The organism is Enterococcus sp. E5-37 (assembly GCF_035726925.1).
GTDB classification, from domain to species: Bacteria; Bacillota; Bacilli; order Lactobacillales; family Enterococcaceae; genus Enterococcus_B; species Enterococcus_B faecium.
Genome location: NZ_JAPMLG010000001.1, coordinates 103638 through 124694 on the forward strand (window position 1 = coordinate 103638; position 21057 = coordinate 124694).

The 21057-nt window shown below is 37.2% G+C and carries 20 protein-coding genes, 1 tRNA gene and 1 other annotated feature; of the genes, 16 read left to right on the forward strand and 5 right to left on the reverse strand.

Annotated elements, in window-relative coordinates:
* The first annotated feature begins 99 nt into the window (after window positions 1-99).
* From OS138_RS00485 to OS138_RS00510, 6 genes are all read left to right on the forward strand, one after another.
* A complete protein-coding gene (locus tag OS138_RS00485; RefSeq protein ID WP_002287040.1) occupies window positions 100-642 on the forward strand; it encodes a helix-turn-helix domain-containing protein in 543 nt (180 codons plus the stop codon).
* Between the two features lie 16 nt (window positions 643-658).
* Window positions 659-1744 carry an ABC transporter ATP-binding protein gene (locus OS138_RS00490; RefSeq protein WP_002287039.1) on the forward strand — a complete coding sequence of 362 codons (1086 nt, stop codon included), beginning with the start codon at window positions 659-661 and terminating at the stop codon, window positions 1742-1744.
* Window positions 1745-1755: 11 nt separating this feature from the next.
* Window positions 1756-2562, forward strand: coding sequence for an ABC transporter permease (locus tag OS138_RS00495; RefSeq protein ID WP_002287038.1), 807 nt, complete (start codon window positions 1756-1758; stop codon window positions 2560-2562).
* The gene (locus tag OS138_RS00500; protein WP_002287036.1) at window positions 2563-3390 is read left to right on the forward strand and encodes an ABC transporter permease; all 828 of its coding nucleotides are present in this window, start codon (window positions 2563-2565) and stop codon (window positions 3388-3390) included.
* Window positions 3387-4460, forward strand: a complete 1074-nt coding sequence (locus OS138_RS00505; protein ID WP_002293464.1) for an ABC transporter substrate-binding protein — start codon at window positions 3387-3389, stop codon at window positions 4458-4460. Before OS138_RS00500 ends, OS138_RS00505 begins: the two co-directional genes overlap by 4 nt.
* A 271-nt stretch (window positions 4461-4731) precedes the next feature.
* Window positions 4732-4959: a binding site (T-box leader), on the forward strand.
* Between the two features lie 60 nt (window positions 4960-5019).
* On the forward strand, window positions 5020-6150 hold the full coding sequence (locus OS138_RS00510) for a 5-methyltetrahydropteroyltriglutamate--homocysteine S-methyltransferase (RefSeq protein WP_002295032.1): 1131 nt from the start codon (window positions 5020-5022) through the stop codon (window positions 6148-6150).
* Window positions 6151-6800: 650 nt separating this feature from the next.
* Here OS138_RS00510 and OS138_RS00515 read toward each other — a convergent pair.
* Together OS138_RS00515 and OS138_RS00520 are read right to left on the reverse strand one after the other, a co-directional pair.
* Window positions 6801-8414, reverse strand: coding sequence for an FAD-dependent oxidoreductase (locus tag OS138_RS00515; protein WP_002323591.1), 1614 nt, complete (start codon window positions 8412-8414; stop codon window positions 6801-6803).
* A gap of 193 nt (window positions 8415-8607) precedes the next feature.
* The gene (locus tag OS138_RS00520) at window positions 8608-10542 is read right to left on the reverse strand and encodes an ABC-F family ATP-binding cassette domain-containing protein (RefSeq protein ID WP_325069578.1); all 1935 of its coding nucleotides are present in this window, start codon (window positions 10540-10542) and stop codon (window positions 8608-8610) included.
* Window positions 10543-10767: 225 nt separating this feature from the next.
* Between OS138_RS00520 and OS138_RS00525 the strand changes: the two genes are divergently transcribed.
* Window positions 10768-11424: a redox-sensing transcriptional repressor Rex gene (locus OS138_RS00525; RefSeq protein WP_002287746.1), complete on the forward strand. Its 657-nt coding sequence runs from the start codon at window positions 10768-10770 to the stop codon at window positions 11422-11424.
* A gap of 73 nt (window positions 11425-11497) precedes the next feature.
* Here OS138_RS00525 and OS138_RS00530 read toward each other — a convergent pair whose 3' ends face one another.
* A complete protein-coding gene (locus OS138_RS00530) occupies window positions 11498-11851 on the reverse strand; it encodes a thioredoxin family protein (protein ID WP_002323593.1) in 354 nt (117 codons plus the stop codon).
* A 192-nt stretch (window positions 11852-12043) separates the two neighbouring features.
* On the opposite strand from OS138_RS00530, the gene OS138_RS00535 reads away from it, so the two are divergent.
* The 5 genes from OS138_RS00535 (at window position 12044) to OS138_RS00555 (ending at window position 17336) form a co-directional block, all read left to right on the forward strand.
* Window positions 12044-12973, forward strand: coding sequence for a permease (locus OS138_RS00535; protein WP_002287744.1), 930 nt, complete (start codon window positions 12044-12046; stop codon window positions 12971-12973).
* Window positions 12974-12983: 10 nt separating this feature from the next.
* The gene (locus OS138_RS00540) at window positions 12984-13820 is read left to right on the forward strand and encodes a TIGR03943 family putative permease subunit (protein ID WP_325069579.1); all 837 of its coding nucleotides are present in this window, start codon (window positions 12984-12986) and stop codon (window positions 13818-13820) included.
* Window positions 13821-14067: 247 nt separating this feature from the next.
* A complete protein-coding gene (locus tag OS138_RS00545) occupies window positions 14068-14844 on the forward strand; it encodes a LytR/AlgR family response regulator transcription factor (protein WP_002325087.1) in 777 nt (258 codons plus the stop codon).
* Between the two features lie 175 nt (window positions 14845-15019).
* Window positions 15020-15763: an ABC transporter ATP-binding protein gene (locus tag OS138_RS00550; protein WP_002287741.1), complete on the forward strand. Its 744-nt coding sequence runs from the start codon at window positions 15020-15022 to the stop codon at window positions 15761-15763.
* Window positions 15756-17336 carry a hypothetical protein gene (locus OS138_RS00555; protein ID WP_002323596.1) on the forward strand — a complete coding sequence of 527 codons (1581 nt, stop codon included), beginning with the start codon at window positions 15756-15758 and terminating at the stop codon, window positions 17334-17336. The genes OS138_RS00550 and OS138_RS00555 overlap by 8 nt, the downstream gene beginning before the upstream one ends.
* Window positions 17337-17586: 250 nt before the next feature.
* Here the strand turns inward: OS138_RS00555 and OS138_RS00560 are convergent, their stop codons facing one another.
* Complete coding sequence (locus OS138_RS00560) at window positions 17587-18066, reverse strand: threonine/serine exporter family protein (protein ID WP_002289868.1); 480 nt, start codon at window positions 18064-18066, stop codon at window positions 17587-17589.
* Window positions 18067-18081: 15 nt separating this feature from the next.
* Window positions 18082-18834 carry a threonine/serine exporter family protein gene (locus OS138_RS00565; protein WP_002289867.1) on the reverse strand — a complete coding sequence of 251 codons (753 nt, stop codon included), beginning with the start codon at window positions 18832-18834 and terminating at the stop codon, window positions 18082-18084.
* A 116-nt stretch (window positions 18835-18950) separates the two neighbouring features.
* Between OS138_RS00565 and OS138_RS00570 the strand changes: the two genes are divergently transcribed.
* From OS138_RS00570 to ruvX, 4 genes are all read left to right on the forward strand, one after another.
* A tRNA-Gly gene (locus OS138_RS00570) sits at window positions 18951-19021 on the forward strand.
* Window positions 19022-19381: 360 nt separating this feature from the next.
* On the forward strand, window positions 19382-20107 hold the full coding sequence (locus OS138_RS00575; RefSeq protein WP_002300763.1) for a DNA/RNA non-specific endonuclease: 726 nt from the start codon (window positions 19382-19384) through the stop codon (window positions 20105-20107).
* Window positions 20108-20361: 254 nt separating this feature from the next.
* Window positions 20362-20628 (forward strand): IreB family regulatory phosphoprotein, encoded by a 267-nt coding sequence (locus OS138_RS00580; RefSeq protein ID WP_002290885.1) that lies wholly within the window; start codon window positions 20362-20364, stop codon window positions 20626-20628.
* Window positions 20625-21056 carry a Holliday junction resolvase RuvX gene (gene ruvX, locus OS138_RS00585; RefSeq protein ID WP_002296503.1) on the forward strand — a complete coding sequence of 144 codons (432 nt, stop codon included), beginning with the start codon at window positions 20625-20627 and terminating at the stop codon, window positions 21054-21056. The genes OS138_RS00580 and ruvX overlap by 4 nt, the downstream gene beginning before the upstream one ends.
* The last annotated feature ends 1 nt before the right edge of the window (window position 21057 follow it).

Sequence of the window (21057 nt, forward strand, 5' to 3'; positions counted from 1 at the left end):
TTTTACAAAGGGTTGCCTTTTTCAATAAATTTCGTATACTAATACGAGTGATAGTAAACAGGAAGTTTACTATTAGAAAACTTCGATTCGGAGGAAATTATGGAAATTGGTGAGAAGTTAAGAAATTTGCGCATCCAAAAGAATTTGACACAAGAAGAACTAGGCGAACGCACAGATTTGTCAAAAGGGTATATTTCCCAGTTGGAACGAGATTTAAGTTCACCATCAATGGAAACATTCTTTTCTATTCTTGAAGTCTTAGGTGTGACTCCAGAAGAATTTTTTCATCAAGAAGCAGCGAATCTGCAAGTGGTTTATTCAAAAGAAGATCATACGGTTTATTTTGATGAAGAAAACGGGTATGAATTGGAATGGCTCGTGGCTGATTCGAATGAAAAAGAAATGGAGCCTGTCTTGCTGACTTTTGAAGGTGCAGGAGAATATAAGACGTTTGAACCTTCATTATCTGAAACGTTTATTTTTGTATTAGAAGGGGAATTAGAGTTAAGCTTAGGAGAGACGGTCTATGTGGCAAAAGCAGGACAGTCGATCTATTATCAAGCGACAAAACAACATCAATTAAGGAATCATCTCAAAAAACGAACAAAAGTATTGATTGTTGCAACGCAATCATATTTGTAATATAGGGGGTAAAAACGTGGGGAAACCAATCATTTCATTTGATCAAGTAGTGAAACGCTATGATGATGAAACAGTATTAAAAAAAGTAAGTTTTGAGATCGAACAAGGAAAATTTTATACACTGCTTGGTCCTTCCGGCTGTGGTAAAACAACGATCCTACGTATTATAGCTGGATTCACCGAAGCTACAGAAGGGGACATCTATTTTGAAGGGAAACGGTTGAATGATTTGCCAGCTAATAAGCGACAAGTAAATACCGTCTTCCAAGATTATGCACTTTTTCCTCATATGAATGTTTTTGATAACGTTGCTTTTGGATTGAAGATCAAGAAAATGTCCAAATCAGATATCGAAAAGAAGGTAAAAGATGCTTTGCGTATGGTCCAGCTTCCTGGATACGAAAAACGGGAGATCAGTGAAATGTCTGGTGGTCAAAGACAGCGTGTAGCGATTGCACGAGCAATTGTAAATGAACCGAAAGTATTGCTACTAGATGAACCGTTATCGGCGCTTGATTTGAAACTACGTACAGATATGCAGTATGAACTGCGGGATCTGCAACAACGATTAGGAATCACGTTTATTTTTGTTACTCATGACCAAGAAGAAGCGTTGGCAATGAGTGATGAGATTTTTGTCATGAATAAAGGGAAAATCGTCCAAAGTGGTACACCTGTAGATATTTATGATGAGCCAATCAATCATTTCGTTGCTGATTTTGTTGGGGAGAGCAATATCGTGGACGGTGTAATGATCGAAGATAATCTAGTTGAGTTTGTTGGTAAGCAATTTGAATGTGTCGATGGCGGGATGCGTCTAAATGAACCAGTTGAAGTTGTTTTACGCCCAGAGGATTTGACGATCACGACACCAGATAAAGGAAAACTAGTCGTAACGGTTGATACTCAGCTGTTTCGTGGTGTCCATTATGAAATCATCTGTTATGATGAACAGCAAAATGAATGGATGGTCCATTCAACGAAAAAAGCTAAAGAAGGAAGCAAAGTAGGATTGGCCTTTGAGCCAGAAGATATCCATGTCATGCGTTTCAACGAGTCTGAAGAAGAATTCGATGCACGTCTTGACAGCTACGAAGAATAGGGGGGACAAGAATGAAAACAATGCGCAGGATCTATTCCGTCCCTTATATTTTGTGGCTCGGTTTATTCGTGATCGCGCCTGTATTAATGATCATTTATCAATCTTTTTTTGATATGAATGGGCAATTCACGCTGAATAATTATCTATCTTATTTTACGTCGGGGACATCGCTTTCTATGACGATCAATTCTGTATGGTATGCATTTTTGATCACGTTTTTCACGCTGATCATCAGTTACCCGACTGCTTATTTTTTAACAAAACTGAAGCACAAGCAATTATGGCTGATGCTGATTATTTTGCCTACATGGGTGAATCTGCTGCTTAAAGCTTACGCATTTATTGGAATTTTCAGTGTGCACGGCAGCGTGAATCATTTCTTTGATTTTATCGGGATCGGGCCGAAACAGATATTATTCACAGACTTCAGTTTTCTGTTCGTGGCAACGTATATCGAGATTCCATTTATGATTATGCCAATTTTCAATGCATTGGAAGAGATGAATCCTTCTTTGATCAGTGCCAGCAGAGATTTAGGCGCGAATAGCTTTGAGACCTTCCGACGAGTGATTTTTCCGTTATCATTAAATGGTGTGAAAAGCGGCGTCCAAGCAGTATTTATTCCTTCTCTTTCTTTATTCATGCTGACTCGTCTGATTGGCGGAAATCGGGTGATCACTTTAGGAACGGCTATCGAACAGCATTTCTTGGTTACACAAAACTGGGGGATGGGTTCTACAATCGGTGTGATTTTAATCATTGCTATGTTCATCGTGATGCTCCTGACAGGCGAGAAGAAAAAAGGAGGTCGCTCATAAATGAAAAAATTTAAATGGTCGTATCTTTATTTAGGGATTGTTTTTTTATTCTTATATGCACCGATCTTCTATCTGATTTTTTATTCCTTCAATGAAGGAGGAACGATGAACAGCTTTACAGGGTTTACTTGGGAAAATTATGAAGCTGTTTTTGAAGATACTCGTTTGATCATTATCGTATTGAATACGTTCATGCTGGCTTTCTTATCTGCATTGATCGCCACGATCATCGGGACATTTGGGGCTATGGGAATCTATTACACGAAGAAACGACGTGCACGGACAGCGTTGTTGAGCATGAATAACATCTTATTAGTCTCTCCTGATGTTATTATCGGTGCTAGTTTCTTGATTTTCTTTACACTACTAGGATTCGGATTAGGTTTTCAGAGTGTATTGCTTTCCCATATTGCTTTCAGCATTCCAATCGTCGTCTTGATGGTCTTGCCAAAATTGCAGGAAATGAACGATTCAATGGTCGATGCGGCTAGAGACCTTGGTGCTAATAATTTCCAAGTAGTCAAAAATATCATTTTGCCTTATCTTTCTCCAGGAATCATAGCTGGATATTTTATGGCATTTACTTATTCTCTTGATGATTTTGCGGTTACGTTTTTCGTCACAGGAAATGGCTTTACGACGCTCTCAGTAGAGATTTATTCTCGTGCAAGACAAGGAATCAGTTTAGAAATCAATGCGCTAAGTGCGTTAGTTTTCTTGTTCTCCATGATATTGGTCATTGGATACTACTTCATTAGTAAAGAAAACCGTCCAAAACGGCTGAAGAAAAACAGAAGAGTACGCGAGGGGGTGGCACGGCTGCGATGAAAAAATTACAATCTCTGTTTTTAGGTATTCTCATCATTATTGCGGTGTTGCTGCTTGGTGTTCGTCAACTTGAAAAAACAAGTGGCATGAGTGGAGCAAAGGTACTTACCATCTATAACTGGGGAGATTATATCGATCCTAGTCTGATCACGAAATTTGAAAAAGAATATGGATACAAAGTGAATTATGAAACATTTGATTCTAATGAAGCGATGTTCACAAAAATCCAGCAAGGTGGGACAAACTACGACATCGCTATACCAAGTGAATATATGATCCAAAAAATGATCAAAGAAAAACTAGTACTTCCATTAGATCATTCGAAGATCAAAGGATTAAATAATATTGATCCACGATTTTTAGACTTGGATTTTGATCCAGATAATCAGTATTCGATTCCATATTTTTGGGGAACTTTAGGGATCGTATATAACGATAAATTCTTTGATGCAGATCAAATTAAGCATTGGGATGATTTGTGGAAGCCGGAATTAAAAGACAGTTTGATGCTGATTGACGGTGCACGAGAAGTTATGGGGCTTTCTTTGAATAGTTTAGGCTATTCTTTGAATAGTAAGAATATGGCACAGCTGACAGAAGCAGCAAATAAATTGAATCATTTAACGCCAAATGTCAAAGCAATCGTGGCAGATGAGATCAAAATGTATATGATCAATGAAGAAGCCTCCGTGGCAGTGACATTTTCTGGCGAAGCTGCCGATATGATGTGGGAAAATGAACATTTACATTACGTAATCCCACCAGAAGGTTCCAATCTTTGGTTTGATAATATCGTTATGCCAAAAACCGTGAAAAATAAAGAAGGTGCCTATGATTTCATCAACTTTATGCTAGAACCGGAAAATGCGGCACAAAATGCAGAGTATATTGGTTATTCTACACCAAATGAAAAAGCAAAAGCGTTATTGCCAAAAGACATTTCGTCGGACGAACAATTCTATCCATCTGATGACACGATCTCCCATCTTGAAGTCTACGAAGATCTAGGATCGAAATACCTAGGCATCTATAATGACCTATTCTTAGAATTCAAGATGTATCGGAAATAGCGAGAAAATAAGCAAATTTGTATAACTATAATAAAAAGGACTTAGTTTTGATGGGAAATTTTTCAAAATTAAGTCCTTTTTTATGTGGTTGAAACGGGTATGATCATTTTAAGGAAGTGATCTAAGATGAAAGGACGACTGAACAATTATCATATTAGAAAAGCTTTATTGTATTCCACAAACCAATTACTAAGAATAACAAATTAGTTTTTGTTTGTTCTTATTCCCTATTGACTTTTCTTTCAAACATGCTATTCTAATTTTATTCTAATAGTATCCGATGAGAAGGAAAGTAGACAGAAAATGGTTCAAGAGAGGCTTTGGTTGGTGTAAAAAGCTAGAAGTTGACTGTCGAAAATGGCCTTAGAGGATTTTTTGTCGAAAGGTAGGCAAAAACGAACAGTCTTTCGTTACCAAGACCACTGATTTTATTGTCAGGCTGAGAGAAAGAATGTTTTTTCTGAAAAAAGGTGGTACCACGAGTATAATCGTCCTTTTACTAGTATTTGCTAGTAAAAGGATTTTTTTTTACAAAAAAACAAAGAAAAGAGTGAGTGAAATGAGCAAAAATAGACCATTTACAGTAGATCATGTCGGAAGTTTCTTACGCCCGCAATCGATCAAAGAAGCAAGAAAAAAAGTTCAAGAAGGCTTACTTTCAAAAGAAGAACTTCGTGCAATCGAAGACCAGGAAATAAAAAAATTAGTGGAAGACCAAAAAGCAGTCGGCATCAAAGGAATTACAGATGGTGAATTTCGGCGTGGATTTTGGCATCTTGATTTTTTAGAAGAACTAAATGGTATCGAAGGCTATGTTCCAGAAACTGGATATAATCAAACATTCCACGGAAAAGCAGCTCCAGCTTATAATATTCGGGTAGTAGATAAATTATCTTTCAATCCAAATCACCCATTTTTAAAAGATTTTGCTTTTCTGAAAGAAGTAGTGGAAACAGATGATACTTTTGTTGCAAAAGCAACGATCCCTAGTCCCACGATGATTTTACGACAAGAGATTCTATCTAATGATGGTTCTTCAAAAATCAAGGAGATTTATCCTGATCTAGCTGATTTTTATGAGGACTTGTCCTCTACTTACAAAGCAGCGATTCATGCTTTTTATGAAAAAGGTTGCCGTTACCTGCAATTCGATGATACAAATTGGGCGTTTCTAGCTGATCAAACTAAAAGAGAAGCACTTCTTCAAAAAGGAATTGATCCGAAAGAAATGGCCCATATTTGTACAGAGATTATCAATAATGCACTGGAAGACAAACCAGAAGATTTGACGATCACAACACATATCTGCCGCGGGAATCACGCTTCTTCTTGGCTGTTTTCCGGTGGATATGAACCCATTGCAGAAGAGTTGTTTTCAACAAATTATGATGGTTTCTTTTTGGAATACGATTCTGACCGAGCAGGAGATTTTACTCCTTTAAGACATTGGAGTAACAAAGAAAGTAAAGTTGTTTTAGGATTAGTTACTTCTAAGTTTCCAGATTTGGAAGATACGGAGAAAATAAAAGAACGAATAAAAGAAGCACAACAATTTGTACCATTGGAAAATCTAAGTATCAGTCCTCAATGTGGGTTTGCTTCAACAGAAGAAGGAAACCATTTAACAGAAGAAGAACAATGGAAGAAAATCCAATTATTGCAGCAAGTCGCAAAAGAAGTTTGGCTATAAAAATGTGAGGCTTGGCAAAAAAAAGCGTCCCAAAAAGTCGGCTTTTCATGGAGTGGAGAAATCCACTCTTTTTTATTTACCTTTTATATTATTTATTTGTTAAATAAATAGGAACAAAAAAATTAAATTACTTAATACACACATTAGGGATCATTCATTGAAGGATTAGAAGACAACGAGGATGGCGAAAAATATGATTACAATAGAAAAGTCGTTCTAAACAAATCAGTTCCTAGTATCACACAACGCAAGCCAGTCGATTTGGTGAGATTAGAGGAGTGAAAGCAAACTTTATTATATAAGAAAAAATATTCGAAAGGGATGCTAGTTTAGGTACTAGTGCTGATGAATTAATATTATGCCTCGTAATATTAGGCGTAGTTACTCTAGAGACATCACTATGGACTATGATTTGTCTCAGAGTCACAACATGTTTTTTTATGAAAAGAAACAGCTAAAATAATTAAATTGCGCAATGTTTAAACTTTCTTAAACTATAACCTAATAAATGTGAAGAAATAATGCACAATTTCTTCACATTTATCTTCTATTCTATATACATACCAACCAACAACCCTATATACTTTTTCATTTTTACTCCTCAAGTAAAAATAACTCCTAGACCGCGGCTACCCACCGCGGTCGTTTTTTTATTCTTCAATCAAAATCGCTTTGATACCCAAACCTGCCAAGATTCGGGCAGAAGTATAAGTATTCAATCCTCTTCTGAAAGTAATGTAAACTTTTTTATCTTTTGGGATTTCATTGATTCGATCTCGTAACTCATTCATTGGAATATTTTTTGTTGCCGAGATACTGCCAGAAGGTGCTTTATTAGGTTCACGTATATCTAAAAAGAACGCTTCTTTCAAATCGTTTTCGGGTATATCACTTGCTTTGATCGTTTCTACGATATTCGTCATTTGATTGATTGCGACATAACCAGCTATATTCAACGGGTCACGGGTAGTAGAATACGGTGGAGAGTAAGGCAACTCCAAATCAGGCAAATCAAAGACTGTCAAGTTTCCGGTGATCGCTACAGAAAGTTCTCCCATCCGTTTATCGACACCTTTTTCTCCAAATGCTTGTCCACCTAAAATACGACCGCTATCTGCATCAAAAATCAGCTTTAGATTTAATCTTGTAGCTTCTGGATAGAAATAGGCATGGTCAAAAGGAGTGATAAAAACAGTTTTATAATTTGTTATGCCTGATGCTTTTAATGCATGTTCTGTCATTCCCGCATAACTTGCTGTATGATCAAAGATTTTTGCGACACCTGCACCAATATATCCGCGATAGCGCATAGGCGTACCATTTAAAATATCTGCCAACATATGTCCTTGACGATTGGCCGCACTGGAAAGCATACTTTGGATCGGCTGACCAGTCACTACACTAGTCGTTTCGATAATATCGCCAATCGCATAGATGTCCGGCAGATTGGTTTGTAACTGGTCATCAACAATGATCTGGCCTGTATCTGATAATTGTATGCCGGTTGCTTTCACCACTTCATTATTCGGAGAAACACCAACAGCAAAAATTAGCATATCAGCAGAAAGGACGGAGCCATCTGATAATACTATTTCTCGACCTTTATCACGGATCTCAGTAACTCTTGTTTCTAAATGAACGGCTAATCCTTCTTTCAGCAATTTGTCATAAACTAAATCAGCAATTTCTGGATCATAAGGGAAAGCGACTTGTGGCAATTGATCGATTAAAGTCACGTCTAAGCCGCGATGCTTGAAATTCTCAGCTAATTCCAGACCCATAACACCTGCACCAAGAATGACGACATGTTGTGGATTTTTTTCTTCAAGGAACGATTTGATTCGATCCGCATCCGTCACACTACGGAGGACAAAGCCGTTTTCTGCTTCAAAAACTCCGGGAATATCCGGATAATCTGGTCTAGCACCAGAAGAGATGATCAACTTATCGTAATCTGTTTTTGTTTCTTCATTTGTGGATAGGTCTTTAACTGTTAATCGCTTAGTAGAAGGATCGATTGCTGTTACTTCGTGTTTAGTAAAGACATCGATGTTGTTTTTTGTTTTCAATATTTCTGGTGTACGTTCGATCAGCGAGTCACGGTCAGTGATCACACCTCCTAAATAATAAGGCAAAGCACAACTTGCATAAGAAATATTTTCTCCGCGTTCATAGATAATGATTTCGTGCGCTTCATTCAATCGACGGAAACGAGTGGCAAATGAAGGACCGCCAGCTACACCGCCAATGACAACAACTTTCATAAAAACATCTCCTTTTCTACGTTGATCGTACTATGTTATGGTAAAAAACAGCAAATAATTGTGCCGGAAAATTATTGTTTATTTTGTCAGTAGAGAAAAATAGTAAGAAAAAGAGAAAGGTTTCGCTATGTTTCTGCATAAAAAAGAAAGAGGCTATGACAACAGTGCTGTCACAACCTCTTTCCATTGGCTTTTAATTCTCGTATTCTTCTAATTCCAAGCTTAGTTCTTCCCATTCCGTCAATTTTGTTTCTTGATCTTGTCTAGCAGCTTCTAAATCTTGGTTCAGCTCATTGAGTTTTACGTGATCTTCCAGGTTTTCTGGCGCGACCATTTCTTGTTCCAACTGATCGATCCATTCATCGATCCGCGCCATTTCTTCTTCAACCTGAGTAATTTTTCGTTGAAGGCTACGGATAAGCTTTTGCTGTTCTTTGCTTTGGTAATAATCAGATTTGTTCGTGGGAGCAGGAGCAGATTCTGGCTCATCTTGTGCCAACAATTCGGCGATTTCTTCTTCTTCCTGCTTTTTCTCTAAATAATAATCATAGTCTCCTAGATAGACTTTGCTGCCATTTTCAGAGAGTTCGACGACTTTTGTCGCGATCCGATTGATGAAATATCGGTCATGGGAAACAAAAAGCAGTGTGCCGTCATAATCGATCAATGCATTTTCTAATACTTCTTTGTTGTCAATATCTAAATGGTTTGTTGGTTCATCCAAAATCAAAAAGTTTTCTTTGTTCATCGCTAACTTGGCTAAAGCAACCCGTGCTTTTTCACCGCCACTTAGCAGAGGGATTGGTTTTTCTACATCTTCGCCAGAAAATAAGAAAGCACCTAAAGCACTTCGAATCTCTTTTTCTGGAGTGGTAGGATGCTCATCCCACAATTCTGCTAGGATCGTCTTGTTTGTATGCAGATCAGCTTGACCTTGATCGTAATAGCCGATGGTGACATTTGTCCCTAGCGTTTCTTTTCCACGGATAAAAGGGATCTGGTGAATGATTGATTTCAGCAATGTCGATTTCCCGATACCATTCGGACCTACTAGAGCAATCGCTTCTTGACGACGGATATCTATATTGATTGGTTCAGATAAGGTGACATTATCATATCCGATAGCGGCATCTTCGATTTGCAAGACTACATTTCCAGAAGGCTTTTCTATACTGAATAGAAAGTTTGCTTGTTTTTCATCCCCTTGAGGACGATCCAGCCGGTCCATTTTTTCTAATGTCTTTCTGCGGCTTTGCGCTCGTTTTGTGGTAGAGGCGCGAACAAGGTTCCGAGCAACGAAGTCTTCTAATTTATGGATTTCTGTTTGCTGCTTTTCATAAGCCTTCCATTCACTTGCTAGCTGTTCTGCTTTCAAATCTAGATATTTCGAATAGTTACCTTTGTAATGGCGCATTTTTCTTCTGCTTAATTCATAGACTTCATTGACTACTTTATCTAAAAAATAACGGTCATGGGAAACAATCAATAATGCACCAGTATAGCTTTGCAGATAATTCTCAAGCCAGGAAAGCGTCTCGATATCTAAATGGTTCGTTGGTTCATCTAGAATCAAAATGTCAGGGTGTTGCAAAAGCATGCGAGCTAAAGCTAAACGAGTGCGCTGTCCGCCTGATAAAGTATCGATTTTCTGATCATAAAATGAAGAATCGAATTTAAACCCATGCAATACGGAACGAATTTCATTTTCATAACCATAGCCGTTTCGATCTGAAAAATCGTGTTGCAGCCGGTCGTATTCTTTTAAATAAGAAGTATATGCAGGTGTGTCTGGCGTACCTTCGCTAATGAAAATCTCTAGCTCGCGCATCCGCTCTTCCATTTGTCTAACTTGTTCAAAAGCTTTCAGCATCTCGTTCCAAACTGTTTCATTGGAATCAAGTCCTGTGTCCTGAGCGAGGTATCCGAGAGTCGCTGTTTTATTTTTAGCGATCTTTCCTTCATCAGGTGCTTCAATTCCAGCAATGATCTTCAATAAAGTCGATTTTCCAGCGCCATTTCTACCAACTAAAGCGACACGAGCGCCTGTACTGATTTCTAAATGTATGTTTTCAAATAAGACTTCTGCACCAAAATGGCGAGCAATCTGATTGGCTTGTAATAATATCATGGAATCCTCTTTTCTACTTTGTGAATTCTCCTCAAATAAAAAACTATTTTTCAATTAGTAGTCTACCATAAATTCCATTATACTGCGAGATTTGCAGAAATGATAAATAAATGAATAAAGAATAAAATTTCACAATATCTGAGCAATGGAATTGATTTTTTCCTATAAATACTGCTATGATGGAGAAATCAAAGATGTAATTAGACAATACGTGGAGGTCATTTCGTGAAAGATCATATTATTCCAAAGGCGACAGCTAAAAGACTGCCTTTGTATTATCGCTATTTAAGGATTTTAAATAATGCTGGAAAGAAAAAAGTGTCTTCAACTGAATTAAGTGAAGCCGTTCAAGTAGATAGTGCAACGATCCGTCGAGATTTTTCTTATTTTGGCGAATTAGGAAAACGTGGGTATGGTTATGATGTAGAAGATCTTATGCACTTTTTTGCAAAGACATTAAACGACGATCAATTGACAAATGTTGCGCTGATCGGTGTAGGGAACTTGGGAAGTGCTTTACTAAAATACAAATTCCATCAAAGTAATAGCATACGTATCAGTTGTGCTTTTGATGTGAATGAGGAAATCGTTGGGCGCATCGTAGACGGTATCCCCGTTTATCCAATGGAAGATATGTCAGAACAAATCAAGATCCAACAAATCGAAGTAGCAATTTTAACGATACCCGCTGAAAGAGCACAAGAAGTAGTCAATCAGTTAACGGAAGCAGGAATCAAAGGAATCTTGAACTTTACCGCTGCTCGATTGAATGCTCCGTCAGATGTATTGATCCAAAATGTTGATTTGACGAATGAATTGCAAACCTTGATCTATTTCTTGCATTCTGACGCAAATGCGCATTCCGAAAATACAGCAGAATAAAAATAAAAAGCGATTGAACAAATGAAGGCAAAACTTTCACTTGTTCAATCGCTTTTTTCTGTTTGGACAACGATTATTTTGTTCGGAAGATTTCTTCATAAGAAAGGGAATCATCTTCTGCTGTCAGTTCATCTAGTAGATAACGGATTTTTTTAAAGTCGATGAACCGTGCTTGCCGAAAGACTTCTTTTCCTTGATGAAAAATCAGGACAACTGGCGCAGTCAGCACTTCAAATTTACTAGCTACTTCTGGTGTTTCAAATGCATCCAAATGAAGTGCCGGAATATCATAATGTGTGAGCAGTTCTTCTAGTCGTGGACGAACAGCGTGACAAACACTGCAATTAGGCATCGAAAGATAAACGACGACAACGGATGATTGTTGCAGTATGTCTTGAACTTCAGTCAAGTTAGTGGTTTGTTTCATTTTTATTCTCCCTTTTGTGATAGAAGTGATATGTATGAGACCTTAATTTAATGGGAATAACAGAAAAAGTCAATTGAAGTGCTTTGGTAAAAAATAAGAGTTGTGTAAAAATTTACAGAGCAACTTGTTTTTTTTTGAATAAAAGCGTATATTTGCAAAGCGAATGAACTAGAAATAAAAAGGAGGAAACTCATGTTTTCTTTTATTCCAAATTCGGTTTTGCAGATGAGTACGATTTTCTTATCGATCGTTATTGAAGCATTACCTTTCGTATTATTAGGCTGTCTTATCTCAGGCGCCTTACAAGTATTTTTGACCCCAGAACGTGTGAAGAGATGGCTTCCTGAAAATCGTATATTCTCTATTTTTACTGGTTCGATCTTAGGATTTTTCTTTCCTTCATGTGAATGCGGCATCGTACCGATCGTTCATCAATTTGTTAAAAAAGGCGTACCAGTTCACACAGCGTTTGCTTTTATGCTGACTGCTCCGATCATCAATCCAATCGTGATTTTTTCCACTTTTATCGCATTTGGCAATTCTTGGCAGATGGCAAGCTGGCGGGTGATAGGCAGCTTTTTTGTTGCCCTTGTGATTGGTGTCTGGCTTGCCTATTTTCAAAAAGACGCTGTATTGAAAGAAAAAATCACGTCTAAAGTAGCAGAAAATCACCATCATCATGTCCATGAAGAAGAACAAAGTGAGAAGAATGAACCAAAAAATCAGCTGATCCATCAAACTGGGCATGTGTTGACACATTCAATCGACGAATTTTTTGATACAGGTCGTTATTTGATCATTGGCGGATTAATCGCAGCTGCGATGCAGACTTATTTACCAACTAGAATTATGCTAACGCTCGGCTCAACAAAGATTTTAGCCATTATCATCATGCTGTTATTGGCCTTTACGATGTCTCTTTGCTCAGAAGCAGATGCGTTTATAGGATCTTCTTTGTTAAGTCTGTTCGGCACAGCACCTGTAGCTGCCTTTTTGGTCTTTGGCCCAATGGTCGATATCAAAAATCTACTGATGATGAAACGATATTTTACAGGACGCTTTATTTTATCGCTGATCGGACTGATTGCCCTTAGCGTTATTGGATTCACATTATTTATTTAGGAGGAAAAATATGCTGCGGTTTTTGATTTTATCTGGGTATTTCGAATTGATGATGTACTTGCAAGTTTCTGGCAAACTCGATCAATATATCAATGTCCATTATCGCTACTTAGCTATTCTTTCAATGATTTTATCTGCTCTTTTGGCTTTAGTTCAGCTGTATTTGTGGGTCAAAAACGGAAAAGCAGAGGACAAGGCACACGAGCACGATCATGACCATGGGTTGTCAAAACCTTATCAACGTGGAATCGCTTATGTACTGCTAGCTTTGCCAGTAATCGTGGGGACGTTGTTTCCAACAGTTAGTCTCGACACTACGATCGTAGAAGCCAAAGGATTTAATTTCCCAGTAAGTAAAGAATCAGTAGGGGATCCGGAGATGCAGACACAATACTTAAAGCCGGATACCAGTATTTATTTCAACAAATCAGACTACTTAGACCAAATGAATGAGTTGAAAGAAAAGTATGGGGATAAGCAAACTATCAAGATCACAGATGAAAACTATTTAGAAGTTATGGAGCTAATTTATAATTACCCTAGCGAATTCATTGGCAAAAAAATCAGCTATGAAGGATTTGTTTACCAAACACCGAACGATAGCAATACAGATATCTTCTTGTTCCGATTCGGCATTATCCATTGTGTGGCAGATTCAGGAGTCTTTGGTTTGTTGACGCATATGCCGGAAGGAGTAACGGTTAAAAATGATGAATGGTATAAAATAGAAGGAACCATCCAATCAGACTATTATCAACCATTCAAGCGTGAAATCCCATCTGTAGTTGTTACAAACGCTGAGAAAGTCTCTGCTCCGAAAAATCAGTATGTGTATCGTTCTTTTTAAAAGAACAAAATAAATAAACATAGCTCAGACAGCTGACACGCAAGGACGTCGGTTGTCTGGCTTTTTTTGCATGATGTATTCATTTGTTTGATATTTATTTTAGAAGCAGCATCCTGAAAGTATTTGATATCGGTTTCAAAGGTGTTGGAAAAGATTGTGAAGAGAATTACAATTTATTCCTAACATGTATGTTGAAAAGTTGTATGAAATGATTTTGATAGTAAAATATCGAGTGGAGGTACTTTTTATGGTAACGCGTATATTTATTTTGGATGATAGTTTGGTTTTTGAAAAAATGCTAGTAGAAATTTTGGAAGAATCCAGAATTTTATTAAGTCCTTGGAAATTTGAGATCGTTCAGGGATTGAACGTTATACAATTTGTTGAATTCATTAAAAATAATGAAATCTATTCCTCAGATATTTTTTTCCTAGACATCGATTTGAACGCCTATTATAGCGGTATCGAACTAGGCGAAATGCTTAGAGAAAAGAATGAAAAGTGTAAAATTGTTTATCTAACGTCTCATCCGAATAAAGCAATAACTGTTATTAATCGAAAGATTACGCCTAGTGGTTATTTGATAAAAGAATTCACTTATGAAAAAAATAAAAAAAGCATCCAAAGTTACTTATTGAAAGAAAAAGAAAACTATCCTGTTCAACATGCTACGAAAAAAAGGTGGACAACTGTCCGTTATGGTAATAGCGATCACTATGTCCATTACGATGAAATCCTTTATCTAATGAGCATGCCAGGTTATAAAAATAAAATAGGCCTAGTATTGAAAGATGAAGAGATTCTCGTAAACGGCACAATTAAAAAATATAAAAAATCACTCGAATATGAGTATTTATGTAAAGATTTAAAAGCTTATATCATTAATACTGAAAACATCACATCTATTAGCAGAGTAAACGAAATAGTAACATTTGCAAATGGAGAACAACTAGAGATGGGAAAGAGAAGTATTGATAAATTAAAGAATTTTATGCAAGAAAAGATAGAAAATGAATCATTTTAAAGAAAACAAAGACTCATATCTTACCTGTTAGAAGAGTGTTTTCCTGTAGAAGAGAACAACCCAAGTAGCAGCCTAGTCGTTTCTATCCTTTTTTGTTATGCACTCTTTTTGACATTTACTCCACCAATAACGAAGGGTACAATAAAAAGTAATAACAAACAAAAGGAGTACAGAAATGATTGAATTCATCAATGTAAGTAAAAGTTACGGGAAAAAACAAGCATTAAAAGACTTGTCTCTCTCGATAAGACAAGGGGAAATTTTTGGATTTTTAGGACATAATGGTGCCGGAAAATCAACTACGATTAAAAGTTTAGTTAGTATTATTGAACCATCATCGGGAACGATTTTAGTAGATGGAATGAAATTGACGGAAAATCGCTTGAGTATCAAACAAAAAATCGGTTATGTGCCTGATTCCCCAGATATTTTTTTACAATTGACGGCTGGAGAATATTGGGACTTGATTTCAGCTGCCTATGAATTAGACACACAAAAAAAAGAAAAGCGTTTAGCAGAATTGACAGCGCTTTTTGATATGTATAGTCATCAAAATGAAACAATCGCAAGTTTTTCACATGGAATGCGTCAAAAAACGATTTTGATCGGCACGTTGCTGCCAGATCCAGATATTTGGGTATTGGATGAACCTTTGCAAGGACTTGATCCTCAAGCAGCATTTGATTTGAAAGAAATGATGAAGGCTCATGCCGCAAAAGGAAAAACAGTCATTTTTTCTACACATGTATTGGATACCGCACAACAGTTATGCGATAAACTGGCTATTTTGAAGAAAGGTGAATTGATTTATCAGGGGGCAGTTAGTGAATTATTGAATGGCTCACCTGATGAAACGCTAGAAAAGATTTATTTGAAAATGGCTGGAAGGCAAGCGACAGGAGATGGACCGTATGTATAAGCGACAATTATTAGAATTAATTCGAGTTAATCTTTTATATGTTAATCCACAGCTCACGAATAAAGCAAGAGAGAAAGGAAAAAAGGGAAAGCGATTAACTATCTATCTTTTGTCTCAAAATCTTTTTTCAGGGCTGATTTTTTTACTGATTTACGGATTTGCTATGTTTGCTATGAACTTTGTTAAATTGCCAGGTTTCTTTACTTATTACGTGGCACTTTTTGGTATGTTAGGTTTAACTCAAAGTATATCAGTCATTTATAATATCTTTTTTGAAGGAAATGACCTGCAAGTATTTTTGCCTCTGCCTTTTGGACAAGGACAGGTTTTTTCAGCAAAGATTTTGGTAGTTGCTTTGACCATCATCCCTTTTGTTTTTCCGCTTCTAGTCATGTTTATTTTAACCGGATGGCGAGCTGATCTAGGGATTTTGCTTACTATCATTATCTCAATCCTTTTGTTTTCTCTATTTTTGATTATTCTTTTTTGTCTGGCTAGTTTGATTGTTTTTGGTTTGGCTCGAACAGCAGTGTTTAAAAAACATAGAAAAACAGTTTCTAGTATCTTGCTTGGCAGCTCGATGCTGATCGCATTTGCTGGAATCATGTGGATGAATCATCAAACGGGGACTATTGAAAATGAGTTAACAGATCGGCATCCGATTTCGATATTATTGCCATTCTATGATGCTGCCAGTCAGCCACTTTCTCAACAAGGTTTATTGGGTTGGGGAATACTAGCTATCACGGCTCTGGGATTTTTCCTTGCTGTAAAACAGCTGATAGTACCAAAGCTTACAGAGCAACTGACTGATTCAAACAGTGAGTTCAAAATAAAAAGAACCCATAAAAAGAACCAAAATGTGCATCAGCTTTTATTTAGTTACAATGCTCAATTAGTAAAAGAACCTAATTTGATTATGCAAGTTCTTTCTTCTTCCTTGTTAACTCCAATCATTTTTATTCTTGCTTTTGCCCTAGGAGGCGAAATAAAATTAACTGATTTAGATAATAAGTTAATCGGTGTTGTTTTCCTGGTAGGGATCGCATTGGCTTTCTTAACAGTTAATCAGACTTCTTTTATCAGTAATCTTATTTCTTTGGATCAAGAAAATTTTCTGTTTATCCGTTCTTTGCCAATCTCTATGAACCAATATTTAAAAGAAAAGTTCAGATTCGGATGGATATTGCAGAGTTTTTTAACTGGTGGGATCGCATTATTAAGCGGACTGTCTTTTCAGCTGCCTTTGTTTTTTATCCCTAGCTTGCTATTTGGTTCTTTATTCGGTTGCTACTTATTGTCACTACGTTATTTCGCTAGAGATTATCGGTTGCTGCTGCTGAACTGGACCAATATTAACCAATTATTTAACAGAGGTTCAGGAAGTTTGGGTTTAGTCGCAACTATGATGGGTTCATTGATCATCAGTATTATTCTTATCGTCTTATACGGAATGTTGGCTTTGTTTTATCCATTTTGGTTAGTGAATATTCCTGTGATCGGTTTAGTTCTAATACTTTCCGCTCTATGGATCGTTTATTATCAACGAACGTTTTGGAAAAAATTTGAATAAAGAAGAGGGGCCGTGACAAAAATCATGTCGCAGCCCCTTTTTTACAGATAGAGGGTGTTCAAAAGTCAGTTTCTCAGTATTAAGTCAATTTTATGTAAAAATGTGAGAAGCTATTTTTACAAAACTTTTTTTAATACTCATAATTACTTCTTATTGCTCCTGCGGTTACTTGTCGCAATGTTTGTGAGATATTTTGTCATCGCTCAAGGCTGAACGTCTCTTTCACAACCTTTTCTTTGTTACACTTCGTTTATTTAAAAAGCCGTTTTTTTCGTTTCATCATGATTGCGTCACGCTTTACTTTGAAATTACGGATGTTATGGTTAAAGACTTCTGATAATACAAGACCTAAAGCGATTGCTCCAGCAATCATAATTGCTTGGACCGCATAATGAGCCGCTTCTCGATAGGATTCAGTAACGAGATTCCGAACCGCTTGATAAGCTAAACCACCAGGGACTAGAGGAACCATCCCGGGAATATTGAAAATCGTTACGGGCATTTTCAAACGTTTAGAGAAAAGATCGCTGATGAATGCTACTCCTAAAGAACCAAGCAATGAACCAAAAGCAGCAGATCCGCCTATTTGAACACAGATCCAGTAGATCATCCAGCCAAAAGCACCAGAAAGACCACAACAAATCAATGAACGCCTAGGTACATTTGTAATAACGGCAAATGCCGCAGTCGCTAAAAAACTAAAAGAAAACTGAATAAATATCGTCCCCATACTTGTGTTCCTTTCCTAATAAAAAAGCTGGAAAATAAAAGCAATCGCAAAACCGATCATCGTAGCGGTCATCATCGCTTCTGTTCCGCGAGAAACTCCTGAGACATAATGTCCAGCTAGCAAATCACGGATAGCGTTCGTAATTTGAACTCCAGGAACTAAAGGCATCACACATCCGATAATGATTAGATCCTGATTGCTTCCTAAGCCAAAACGTACGCTGTAGATAGCGGCTATGCCAATCAATAAAGAAGATAAAAATTCCGATAAAAATTTGATTCTAAAAAATTTCAAACTATATAGATAAGCTGCGTATCCCAATCCTCCAATGACTAAAGTTACAGGTAAATCGGTCATCTTTCCGCCAAATAACACCATAATTGTTCCACTGATCACTGCCGCGCTAACGATTTGCAACCAGACAGGAAAGAAAGAACGGTCTCGGTCGATTGCTTGCAGTTCGCAGTAAAGTTCTTCTAATGTTAGCTCTGAAGCAACATATTTACGTGAAAGATCATTTACTTTTACTACTTTTTCTAAATTAATCGAACGGTTGGTAATTTGTTCCATTCGGATGGTCGAGGTACGATCAAGACCAATAAAGAGACCGGTTTGAGTGACATAGCTGACCAAACGGAAATTTCCAGAAGCTAAAGCAATTCGACTCATCGTATCTTCTACCCGATACATCTCCGCATTGCTTTCCATCATGATTTTCCCAGCGAGTAAACAAGTGTCCAGCAACAGATCTAATTCTTTTCCCGTCATAGCATCTTCTCCAATAATTGATTGATTAGTTTTATTTTACTACAAAACATACCAGAAGCGTAAAGAATAAAAAAACTTGAGGAAGGAATAAAAGAGGCGTATACTGTTTTTGTATTGCGGGTGTAGTTTAGTGGTAAAATCCCAGCTTCCCAAGCTGATGTCGCGGGTTCGATTCCCGTCACCCGCTTAAAATAGGTTGTGAAAAAGCTGCTCTGCAACAAGTAATAAGAACAGCCAAGCAAAAACAACTTCTTATGTTTTTAACTTGGATGGACTTATTACCGCAGATGCAAGCTTTTGCGCACCGTTTACCAAGCGGTTTTGAAATCAGTGTATTGTCTTGAGTATGAAGAAAATTTTTGAATAATAATAAATACCTTACAGATAGAGTGGTGACTGATTAGAGACGAGGAATCCGTCTCTTTTTTGTATTTTTAAGCCATCTTAAAACAGGTTTTATTTTTTGCTGTTTCTATTTCTTTCTAGTATTTATTTATAGGGGAACATATGTTAAGATTTAGGGAGCTGTTAGTAAAGGAGTAAAGAAATGAGCAAAAAAACAACCAAGGCGATCGTGGGGATCGTCGCTGCTGTGATTGCAGGGGCATTCGGTGTTTCCACCACACAAAAAGATTCAGATATCTTTCAGCAGATTACAACTATTTTTGATTCCACACCACAAGCTTCTCAAGTAGCGGATGTGCCAGAATATGATGGAAAACATCAAGAAATAGAAATCAATGGGAATCAGCCGGAATTTACAAAAGAGGATCTTAGCCTTTCCAAAGGGACATGGGAAAGCTATTCAAATATTGATAAATTGAACAGAGTAGGACAAGCCAATGCTATGCTTGGAAAAGATTTGTTCCCTACTGAAAAGAGAGAGCCTTTGTATATTGACCCGACAGGTTGGAAACAAAAGAAATTAAGTGACGGGCAATGGTTATATAATCGCAGCCATTTAATTGGTTTCCAGCTGACTGGTCAAAATAACAACATTAAAAACTTGATGACAGGGACACGTTCGTTGAATGCTCCATACATGCTTGCTCACGAAAATGATATTGCGGCATATATCAAAGAAACAAATCATCATGTACGCTACCGTGTCACTCCTCATTTTGAGGGGGATGAACTGGTAGCCAGGGGAGTGCAATTGGAAGCAGAAAGCATTGAAGACAAAAAAATTGAATTCAATGTCTTTATCTACAATGTTCAAGATGGCTACACGATCAATTATGAGACAGGACAAGCAACAAAAACAAAAAATTAGTAGCAGCTATTCGAATTTTTTATGAATATTATGAAAAAATTGTGTAAAAACATACATTCAAAGAAATATAGCGTATACTTTATGAAAAGAGTACTTTTGATAAAACTACAGAAAAAAGGAAAAAAACATACAAATAGTGTTTCTTAATTTATTCGGAAGTTTGGAATATTTGTTTGTAGTTTTCCCTTTCTTCGAGTAAAATAAGGTTGTAGAAGGTAAGCTGGAATTACCTTGCGGGAAAGAGGTGTAGAATCATGGGTTTTACAGATGAAACCGTACGTTTTGGTTTTGACGATAGTCGCAAAAAAGAAGTGAGCGAAACATTAGCGATTGTTTATCGGGCTTTGGAAGAAAAAGGCTACAATCCAATCAATCAGATTGTCGGCTACTTGCTTTCTGGAGACCCGGCCTACATTCCTCGTTATCGTGATGCTCGAAATTTGATTCGCCGTCACGAACGCGATGAGATCATGGAAGTAATTGTCAAGGACTACCTCTCAAATCATGGAGTGAATTTATGAGAGTAATGGGCTTGGATGTCGGTTCTAAGACAGTAGGTGTTGCTATCAGTGACCCCTTTGGCTGGACAGCTCAAGGAGTAGAGATCATTCGGATCAATGAAGCAGAAGAAGAGTTTGGCTTTGATCGGTTGAAGGAATTAGTAGCACAATATGAAGTAGACCGGTTTGTAGTTGGATTACCTAAAAATATGAACAATTCCATCGGACCAAGGGCAGAGGCTTCCATGTCATACGGAGAAAAGATCAAAGAACTATTCTCCTTGCCAGTTGATTATCAAGATGAACGATTAACCACTGTTCAGGCAGAACGTATGCTAGTAGAGCAGGCAAATACTTCAAGAGCCAAACGAAAAAAAGTCATCGATAAATTAGCAGCTGTGATGATCTTACAAAATTATTTAGACGGCTCAGGTAAGCAATTATTTTAAT

Excerpts from the sequence above, each read along its gene's own strand:
- ruvX (WP_002296503.1), top strand. The coding sequence starts at position 20,625 with ATGAGAGTAATGGGCTTGGATGTCGGTTCTAAGACAGTAGGTGTTGCT.
- OS138_RS00500 (WP_002287036.1), top strand. The coding sequence starts at position 2,563 with ATGAAAAAATTTAAATGGTCGTATCTTTATTTAGGGATTGTTTTTTTA.
- OS138_RS00560 (WP_002289868.1), bottom strand. The coding sequence starts at position 18,066 with ATGGGGACGATATTTATTCAGTTTTCTTTTAGTTTTTTAGCGACTGCG.
- OS138_RS00520 (WP_325069578.1), bottom strand. The coding sequence starts at position 10,542 with ATGATATTATTACAAGCCAATCAGATTGCTCGCCATTTTGGTGCAGAA.
- OS138_RS00540 (WP_325069579.1), top strand. The coding sequence starts at position 12,984 with ATGCTGCGGTTTTTGATTTTATCTGGGTATTTCGAATTGATGATGTAC.
- OS138_RS00575 (WP_002300763.1), top strand. The coding sequence starts at position 19,382 with ATGAGCAAAAAAACAACCAAGGCGATCGTGGGGATCGTCGCTGCTGTG.
- OS138_RS00495 (WP_002287038.1), top strand. The coding sequence starts at position 1,756 with ATGAAAACAATGCGCAGGATCTATTCCGTCCCTTATATTTTGTGGCTC.
- OS138_RS00555 (WP_002323596.1), top strand. The coding sequence starts at position 15,756 with ATGTATAAGCGACAATTATTAGAATTAATTCGAGTTAATCTTTTATAT.
- OS138_RS00580 (WP_002290885.1), top strand. The coding sequence starts at position 20,362 with ATGGGTTTTACAGATGAAACCGTACGTTTTGGTTTTGACGATAGTCGC.
- OS138_RS00550 (WP_002287741.1), top strand. The coding sequence starts at position 15,020 with ATGATTGAATTCATCAATGTAAGTAAAAGTTACGGGAAAAAACAAGCA.
- OS138_RS00535 (WP_002287744.1), top strand. The coding sequence starts at position 12,044 with ATGTTTTCTTTTATTCCAAATTCGGTTTTGCAGATGAGTACGATTTTC.
- OS138_RS00505 (WP_002293464.1), top strand. The coding sequence starts at position 3,387 with ATGAAAAAATTACAATCTCTGTTTTTAGGTATTCTCATCATTATTGCG.
- OS138_RS00485 (WP_002287040.1), top strand. The coding sequence starts at position 100 with ATGGAAATTGGTGAGAAGTTAAGAAATTTGCGCATCCAAAAGAATTTG.
- OS138_RS00565 (WP_002289867.1), bottom strand. The coding sequence starts at position 18,834 with ATGACGGGAAAAGAATTAGATCTGTTGCTGGACACTTGTTTACTCGCT.
- OS138_RS00510 (WP_002295032.1), top strand. The coding sequence starts at position 5,020 with ATGAGCAAAAATAGACCATTTACAGTAGATCATGTCGGAAGTTTCTTA.
- OS138_RS00545 (WP_002325087.1), top strand. The coding sequence starts at position 14,068 with ATGGTAACGCGTATATTTATTTTGGATGATAGTTTGGTTTTTGAAAAA.
- OS138_RS00530 (WP_002323593.1), bottom strand. The coding sequence starts at position 11,851 with ATGAAACAAACCACTAACTTGACTGAAGTTCAAGACATACTGCAACAA.
- OS138_RS00515 (WP_002323591.1), bottom strand. The coding sequence starts at position 8,414 with ATGAAAGTTGTTGTCATTGGCGGTGTAGCTGGCGGTCCTTCATTTGCC.